The organism is Corallococcus sicarius, assembly GCF_003611735.1.
Lineage (GTDB): Bacteria > Myxococcota > Myxococcia > Myxococcales > Myxococcaceae > Corallococcus > Corallococcus sicarius.
Genome location: NZ_RAWG01000096.1, coordinates 22,430 through 29,918, shown reverse-complemented (window position 1 = coordinate 29,918; position 7,489 = coordinate 22,430). Strand labels below are relative to the sequence as shown.

Below are 7,489 nucleotides of genomic sequence, written 5' to 3'. Positions count from 1 at the left end.
GGTGGTTGGCCAGCCCCCCAAGTCCCACGCGTTGCCAGGACCGCCCCTCCGCTGCGTATGTCTTGGGGGCGTCACGCCCACGCAGCCCCCCAGGGGGACCCTGAGGAGTATCGGCATCATCGGAGCGGGCCAGGCGGGCCTGCAGCTTGCCTTTGGCCTGCTCGCGAAGTGCCGTACTTCGACCGCATCCGCCAGGCCACCGCCGCCTGACCCGGGCTTGCAGGCAACGGAGCGCCGTGGCCTCCGCGCTCCGGTCCGGCCTCCGGGCAGGGAATCGTCATGGACGGAAGCGTGGGGTTTCGCCGAGAAGCGGGACGCATACTTCATCCAAGGGTCCTTTCTTCGGAGGGTGCTCATGGGGAAGCGGGCACTGCGCCCGCCGTCAGGCCGACAGGTGGATGGACGGAGGTGGAAGATGGTCTCGCAACCGGGCCAGGAGCGGAGCACCGGGGAGCCGGTGGCCGTCGCCGAGGGCGAAGCCATCCATGCCCTCGACACCCTGGAGCGCCTCTCGGATGCGGTCTTCTCGCTCGACCACTCCTGGCACTTCACCTACCTCAACGCGCGCGCCGAGCGCCTGCTGCGACGACCGCGCTCGGACCTCATCGACCGCGAGCTCTGGAAGGAGTTTCCCGCTTCGCTCGGCTCCCTCTTCGAGCGGGAGTACCGACGGGCGCTCGCGGCCCAGGTCAACGTCACGTTCGAGGCCTTCTACGCTCCGCTCGAGACCTGGTTCGACGTGCGGGCCTACCCCGGCCCGCAGGGGCTCACCGTGTTCTTCCGGGACATCGGCGCCCGCAAACACGCGGAGCAGGCGCTGAATGAGTCGGAGCAGTTCCTGCGCTCCACGCTCGACTCGCTCTCCACGCACATCGCCATCCTCGACGGGCGCGGCCTCATCCTCGAAGTCAACGCCGCGTGGAAGCGCTTCGCGCGCGAGAACGGCTGTACGGACGAGCCGGGGCCGTGCGGCGTGGGCGCGGACTACCTGGGGGTGACGGACGCCGCGCGGGGTGACTTCTCCAGCGAGGCCCCCTCCGTCGCGGCGGGCATCCGCGACATCCTCGCCGGCCGCGCCGAGCAGTTCCAGTTGGAGTACCCCTGCCATGAGCCCGAAGGCGGCGCGCGCCGCTGGTTCCTGATGCGGGCCACGCGCTTCGCCGGGCCCGGTCCGCTGCGCGTGGTGGTGGCCCACGAGGACATCACCGGCCGCCGCGAGGCCGAGGAGGCGCTGTGGCGCCTGGGGCGCGAGGAGGCCGCGCGCGAGGAGGCGGAGGCCGCGCGCGAGCGGATGAACGCGGTGCTCGAGCGCATCACCGACGGCTTCGCCGCCTTCGACCTGGAGGGGCGCTTCACCTATGTGAACCGGCACGCGGAGGCCCACTTCGGCCGCCTGCGCGAGGACCTCCTGGGCCGGCGGCTGACGGAGGTCTTCTCCGGGCCCCAGGCGCTCGCCATGGAGGCCCTGCTGCTCCGGGCGACGCAGGCGCATGTGTCGGTGGAGGAGGACCAGCCCTCGGCGATGGAGGACCGGTGGCTGCGCGTCGTCGCGTACCCGTCAGACGAGGGCTTCTCCGTCTACTTCCGCGACGTCACCGTGCAGCGCAGGGCGGAGGTGTGGAGCCGCTTCCTCTCCGAGATGGGCGCCGCCAGCACGCACTCCCTGGATTGGGGGGACGTGTCCCACGCCGTGGTGAAGCTCACCGTGCCCACGCTCGCGGACGGCTGCGCGCTCGTCACGCTGGGCGGCGCCTGCGGAGAGGAGGCCATCACCGAGGTCGCCGCGGTGACGCCCGAGTTGGAGGACACGCTGCGAAAGGTGCGCACCCCGGGCCCCAAGGACGCGCTCGGCCGGGCCGTGGAGCAGGCCCTGCACAGCAAGTCGGTGGTGCTCCTGCCAGGACCGTCCGAGGAGGGCTGCGCCATGGGCTCGGCGGTGGCCGTGCCGCTGATCATCCAGGCGCGTCCCATGGGCGTGCTGCTGCTGGTGTCCGGGCACGCCGGCCCGCGCTATGGGACAGAGAGCGTGTCGCTGGTGCGCGAGCTGGCGCGGCGGGCGGCGCTGGCGCTGGAGAATGCGAGGCTCTATCGCACCGCGCGGCTGGCCGTCACCGCGCGTGACGAGACGCTGGGCATCGTCTCGCACGACCTGCGCGCGCCCCTGAACACCATCTCCCTGCTGTGCAGTGGCGCGGAGCGGCACCTGGCCAGGGCGGACGACGGAGGTCACAGCGTCGAGGAGTCGCTGCGGAAGATCCGCCGCGTGGTGGGCGACATGGACCGCCTCATCGACGACCTGCTGGAGGTGGCGCGGGTGGAGTCGGGGCGCTCGGAGCTGGACCTGGAGCCGCTGGACGTGCCCGGGCTGCTGACGCAGGTGCAGGGAATGACCGAGCTGTGGGCGACGGACAAGGGGCTGCGCCTGGAGGTGTCGCTCGCGCCGGACGTGCCACGGGTGCGCGCGGACCGGTCGCGGGTGCTGCGCGTCTTCCAGAACCTGGTGGGCAATGCCATCAAGTTCACGCCGCCCGGGGGCCGCATCCTCTTGAGGGCGGAGCGCCGCAAGGGCCTCGTGTGCTTCTGCGTGGTGGACACCGGGCCCGGCATTGATGAGCAGTCATTGCCCCACGTGTTTGATCGCTTCTGGCAGGCGCTGCACGTGCGCAAGGCAGGCGCCGGGCTGGGGCTCGCCATCGCCAAGGGCGTGGTCGAGGCGCACGGCGGCCAGATCTGGGTGGAGAGCCCGCCGGGCCACGGCGCCTCGTTCTACTTCACGCTGCCGGGCCTCCCGGACACGTCCAGCGACTGAGCCCGGCCCCCCGAAGCTCACGCCCGGCGCAGCGTGATGACCGCCAGCTCCGCCGGGGCACCCAGCCGCACGGGCGGCCCGGTGGTGCCGGCGCCCCGGTTCACGTACAGCCAGGAGCGGCCCTCCCGGTACAGCCCCGCGGTCCACCGCGTGATGAACCGCGCCAGCGACCAGCGGCGGACGCCCGGGACGCCCAGCTGCCCTCCATGGGTGTGGCCGGAGAGCGTCAGCTCCACGCCTTGTGCCTGCGCCTGGGGAAACAGGTCCGGATCATGGGCGAGCAGCACCGTGGGGGCTCCCTCCGGCCGCGACGCCAGCGCCCGCCCCAGGTCATGGCGCGACGTCCAGGTGTCGTCCACGCCCGCGACGAAGAGGCGAGCCGTGCCCCGCTCCACCACCACGCCCCGGTTGCGCAGCACGTCCAGGCCGTGGCGCTCCAGCTCGCGGACCAGGTGCTCACCGTCGGTGAAGTAGTCGTGGTTGCCCATGCAGACGAAGGCGCCGTCCTTCGCGCGCAGGCCTCCGAGCGCCCGCGCCACGGCCTCGACATGGGAGGGGCCGTGGGTGATGAGGTCGCCCGTCACCGTCACCAGGTCCAGGTCCAACCCGTTGAGGCGCTTCACCCACGCGGCCACGCGCGCCTCGGGCACCTGGGGGCCGCAGTGCACGTCGGAGAGCTGACCGATGCGGTAGCCCTCCAGCCCGGGCTCAAGCCCTTCGATGCACACGGTCCTCCTGCGCAGGCGCGGCCAGCCGAGGACCGCGTCACCTCCCAGCACCAGCGCGACCGCCCCCGCGAGCCCCCAGGTTGCCCACTCGGGCGCTCCTGCGCGGATGGCCAGCACGGCGGGGAGCATGAGCAGATCAAACACAAGGCAGGCGCACCACCAGCCCAGCGCCAGGGTGGTGGACCCCGAGCGCGGAGTGGTCTGCCACGGGCTCTCCAGCTGCCGCAGGTAGGGCCAGGAGAAGCACAGCGCCACGAGCGCCGGCAGGGGCGTCCGGGTGCGGACGCAGAGCCAGAGCACCGGTGGGAGCTGGACGACCGTGACGAGCAGGGTCGCCATGAGGCGGAAGCGGCCCTGGAAATGCGGGAAGGGCATCGGGGCCAGGTGTCTAACCGGTTCACGGTCCGGATGCCTGGGGCATGGAACGGCCCCACGCTCCCACGGCCCCCCTCCACGCCTGTATGCTCGGCCACCGCTGCCGCCACGGCCCGGGAGTCCTCCTTGCGCGCCCCTTCCCCTCCCCTTCCTGCCTTCTCCACGCGCCGCTTCCGCGCACGCGCCGGTGTCCTCGGGACGTGGCTCCTGCTGGGCCTGGGCCTCACCGGCTGCCCCGACGCCCCGGAAGGGCCGCTGCGTCCGTTCGAGGTGGGCACGGGCTCCATGTTCACCGCGCTCCAGGAGGGCGACACGGTGGAGCTGCACTCGGGGTTCCAGGGCGGCCAGCACGTCTTCGTGTCCCTGCGGGCCTGGGAACTCACCACCCTGAAGTCCCGCGTGGAGCTGTCCCTGGAGCGCACGTCGGATGGGGACCGGGTCTCCTCCCCCTACGAGGTCGACCTGCGCTTCTCCCCGGGCCTCCAGCCGGGTGAGCCGGCCCAGCTCGAAGGGCTGCTGCTCGTCATCCCCGATGCGAGGCAGGCCGTGGGCCAGGAGGTGCGCCTGAACGCGTCCTTCGAGTCCGACGCCGGCGAGCACGGCGCCGACTCGCGCACCGTCAAGCTCCAGTGGGCCTCCGACCTGGAGCCGTAGCTGCTGGTAGCGCCCTGCCTCGCACCGAAGTCCACGCCCCGCCGGAGCCGCTTCATGCCGCAGCCCCCTGCATCCCCTTCCCTGTCACGGACACCTGCGCGCGGTGGCTGGCTCCTGTCGCTGCTCATGGGCGCGCTGCTCACCGGCTGCCCGGACGAGCCCGAGCCCACGCCGGAGCCCGTCCCCTGGGCCGCGCTGGCGAAGACGCGGCCGGAGGCGCTGCTCTCCATCTCGGGCCGCTCGGCGTCGGACGTGTGGGCGGTGGGCGCGGACCGGGGCCGCGGGCCCGCGGTGCTGCACTTCGACGGGACGGCGTGGAGCGAGGTGCCCACCGGCGTGCGCACGGACCTGTGGTGGGTACACGCCTTCCAGGACGGCCCCGTGCTGATGTCCGGAGGCAGCGCCACCATCCTGCGCCACGAGAATGGCGCCTTCACCCGCATGCCCACCCCGGGCCTGGCGCGGCACACGGTGTATGGCGTGTGGGGTTCGCGCCCCGATGACGTGTACGCCGTGGGCAGCGTGGCCGACCGCGCCGGCTTCATCTGGCACTCGGACGGCACGCGGTGGAGCGAAGTGGCGCTGCCGCTCGCGGACCTGCCGCGCACGGAGGACGGGGACATCCCCGGCTTCTTCAAGGTGTGGGGCACCGGCGCTGACGTGTACGTGGTGGGCGCGCGGGGCGTGGTGCTGCGCTCGCGCGAAGGCCGCGCCTTCGAGGTGATGCCCACCGGCACCACCCGCCGGCTCTTCACCGTCCATGGCGGCGGGGGCGTGGTGGTGGTCGTGGGCGGTGAGGGCTCGGGAGAGATTTTGGAGCTGGATGAGGCGGCCGGCCGCTTCGTGAGCCGCGCGCCCCAGGGCTGTCCCCTGTTGCAGGGCGTGTCCCTCTCCGCGAATGGCACCGGCTGGGCCACGGGCTTCCGGGGCGAGCTGTACCAGCGCCAGGCCGGCTCCTGGCGCCGGGTGGACGCCGAGCCTCCGGCGACGGTGGAGTCGCTGCACGCGACGTGGACGGATCCGGAGGGCGGGGTGTGGGCCGTCGGCGGCAACGTGCTGTCGGGCTCGCTGGACTCCGGCGCGCTCCTGCACCGGGGCGCACAGGTGGCCGCGGTGCCGCCCGTCCCGGACCCGGGGCCCGCGCCCGCGCCGAGCTGCCCCGCCGCCGCGGTGGATCCGCGTCCGTCGGGCACCATCGCCCGCCGCTGGAACGAGCAGCTGCTGGGCGCCATCCGCCGGGACCTCCCCCGCCCCACGGTGCACGCGCGCAACCTGTACCACCTGTCCGCGGCCATGTGGGACGCGTGGGCCGCGTATGACGCGACGGCGGACGGCGTCTTCCTGCGGGAGAAGCACACCGCCCCGGACGTGGCGGCGGCGCGCTCGGAGGCCGTCAGCTACGCCGCCTACCGCGTGCTCGCGCACCGCTACACGAAGGCCATTGGCGGGCCCACCTCCGCCGCGTGCTTCCGCGCGTTCATGGAGCGGCTGGGCTACGCGCCCGACGACGCCGTGACGACGGGCGACAGCCCGCGCGCGCTGGGCAACCGCATTGGCCAGGCGCTCATCAGCGCGGGCACGGCGGATGGGGCCAACGAGCAGAACGACTACAAGGACACCACGGGCTTCCAGTTCGTCAACGCCGCGATGGTGGTGGACACGCCTGGCGCGACGCTGGTGGATCCTTCCGTCTGGCAGCCGCTCAACCTCGCGGTGGCCGTCACGCAGAACGGCATCATCACCACGTCGGGCGTGCAGGGCTACATCGGCGCGCACTGGGGCAAGGTGACGCCGTTCGCCCTGGCGCGGCCGGACGGTGGCGGGCTGTACCTGGACCCGGGTGCGCCGCCGGTGTTCGGCGCGGAGCTGCGCGCGCACGTGGTGGACGTGCTGCGCAAGGAGAGCGGGCTGGGCAGCGACGAGTGGGTGGACCTGTCCCCCGGGGCCCTGGGCAACAACAGCCTGGGCACGAACGACGGCACCGGCCACCCGCTCAATCCCATCACCGGCCTGCCCTACGCGCCGCACGTCGTGCGACGCGGTGACTTCGGGCGCGTGCTGGCGGAGTTCTGGGCGGACGGCCCGAAGTCGGAGACGCCGCCGGGACATTGGAACGTGCTCGCAAACACCGTGGCGGACTCGCCGGGCTTCTCGCGGCGCCTGTTCGGCGAAGGGACGGAGGTGGATCCGCTGGAGTGGGACGTGAAGGTGTACCTGGCGCTCAACGGGGCCGCACACGACGCGGCCATCGTCGCCTGGGAGGTGAAGCGCGCCTTCATCGCCGCGCGCCCGCTCTCGCTCATCCGCCACATGGGCCGGCTGGGCCAGTCCACGAATCCCTCGGGGCCGGCGTACCACCCGGACGGCCTGCCGCTGGTGCCGGGGCTCATCGAGGTCGTCACCGCGGAGAGCTCCGCGCCGGGACAGCGGCACGCGCACCTGGCCCGATTCCAGGGGCAGGTGGTGGTGCACGCGTGGCGGGGCGAGCCCGGGGACCGGCGCAACGAGGTGGGCGGCACCGGCTGGATTCGCGCCATCGAGTGGATGCCCTACCAGCTGCGCACCTTCGTGACGCCTGCCTTTCCGGGCTTCATCTCCGGGCACAGCACCTTCAGCCGCGCCTCCGCCGAGGTGCTCGCCGCCCTCACCGGCAGCGCGTACTTCCCCGGCGGCCTGGGCGAGTTCGTCGCGCCCCGCGACAGCTACCTCACCTTCGAGCGCGGCCCGTCCACCGACGTGCGCTTGCAGTGGGCCACATACTACGACGCCGCGGATCAGGCCGGTCAGTCCCGGCTGTGGGGCGGCATCCACGTGACGCCGGATGACCTCATCGGCCGGCGGCTGGGCAGCACGGTGGGCCTGTCCGCCGTCGTCCGGGCGCGGCGCTTCTACGACGGTACCCAGGTCCCCTGAAGCAGCGACC

Annotated in this window: 4 protein-coding genes; 3 read left to right on the top strand and 1 reads right to left on the bottom strand. The window is 72.9% G+C overall.

Going from position 1 to position 7,489, the window contains the following annotated elements:
- Positions 1-415: 415 nt before the first annotated feature.
- Positions 416-2,809, top strand: a complete 2,394-nt coding sequence (locus D7X12_RS16995; protein ID WP_158620062.1) for a PAS domain-containing sensor histidine kinase — start codon at positions 416-418, stop codon at positions 2,807-2,809.
- A gap of 17 nt (positions 2,810-2,826) precedes the next feature.
- On the opposite strand, the gene D7X12_RS16990 is transcribed toward D7X12_RS16995, so the two are convergent.
- Positions 2,827-3,912: a metallophosphoesterase gene (locus D7X12_RS16990; RefSeq protein ID WP_120626314.1), complete on the bottom strand. Its 1,086-nt coding sequence runs from the start codon at positions 3,910-3,912 to the stop codon at positions 2,827-2,829.
- A 126-nt stretch (positions 3,913-4,038) separates the two neighbouring features.
- Here D7X12_RS16990 and D7X12_RS16985 point away from each other — a divergent pair, with 126 nt between their 5' ends.
- Positions 4,039-4,566 (top strand): hypothetical protein, encoded by a 528-nt coding sequence (locus tag D7X12_RS16985; protein ID WP_120626313.1) that lies wholly within the window; start codon positions 4,039-4,041, stop codon positions 4,564-4,566.
- A 54-nt stretch (positions 4,567-4,620) separates the two neighbouring features.
- Entirely contained in the window at positions 4,621-7,479 is a 2,859-nt protein-coding gene (locus D7X12_RS16980) for a vanadium-dependent haloperoxidase (protein WP_147443701.1), read from the top strand.
- Positions 7,480-7,489: the final 10 nt, after the last annotated feature.

Bases quoted from the DNA above. Each gene is read 5' to 3' on its own strand.
- D7X12_RS16995 (WP_158620062.1), top strand. From the start codon at position 416: ATGGTCTCGCAACCGGGCCAGGAGCGGAGCACCGGGGAGCCGGTGGCC.
- D7X12_RS16990 (WP_120626314.1), bottom strand. From the start codon at position 3,912: ATGCCCTTCCCGCATTTCCAGGGCCGCTTCCGCCTCATGGCGACCCTG.
- D7X12_RS16980 (WP_147443701.1), top strand. From the start codon at position 4,621: ATGCCGCAGCCCCCTGCATCCCCTTCCCTGTCACGGACACCTGCGCGC.